The organism is Sutterella massiliensis (assembly GCF_016899755.1).
Taxonomy (GTDB): domain Bacteria; phylum Pseudomonadota; class Gammaproteobacteria; order Burkholderiales; family Burkholderiaceae_F; genus Sutterella; species Sutterella massiliensis.
Window position 1 is genome coordinate 1 of the sequence record NZ_JACJJC010000274.1, and the last position, 468, is coordinate 468.

Consider the following 468-nt stretch of genomic DNA (forward strand, 5'->3'; position numbering starts at 1 on the left):
TGCATGAGCTCTCGTGCCGTTTCGTTCGGATCGACATTGCTCCAACCGAAGTTCCACGCTACCTCGTACAATCCGGCGAATGCCTCGCCCAAGTTGGCGTTGATCGGCTGGCTAAGGTTGTGAACAGCCTTCTCGATCTGTTTCTTTTGAACGTTTTCAAGATTCTTATCGACAGTCTTCTGAACATCCGCAAGAATGGCTTTGCCTCCCAGATCAACGTACTTCTGCCCCCGGTCGTTCGCAGCCCACGCGGACTTGAAGCCGGCATCAAATCTTTTGCTGTCGAAGGACGCGCCATTCAGTTTGCTGCCCGCGGACTTGTCGACGGCTCTCGGCTGCGGAATGTTGTTCCTGCCCGGTCCGTGAATAATCGGCGAATCGATGCCCTTTGAATGCGCATAGATCGAGGCCACTTCGCTCAGGCGGCCGGAGTTCGCCATATGCTCTGCGATCGCCATGTCGCGGGCC

At 56.0% G+C, this 468-nt stretch carries 1 protein-coding gene; it reads right to left on the reverse strand.

All coding sequences use genetic code 11. The features are described from left to right. On the reverse strand, window positions 1-440 hold a 440-nt coding region (locus H6A60_RS12530), incomplete at its 3' end, for a hypothetical protein (protein ID WP_205105140.1). Window positions 441-468: the final 28 nt, after the last annotated feature.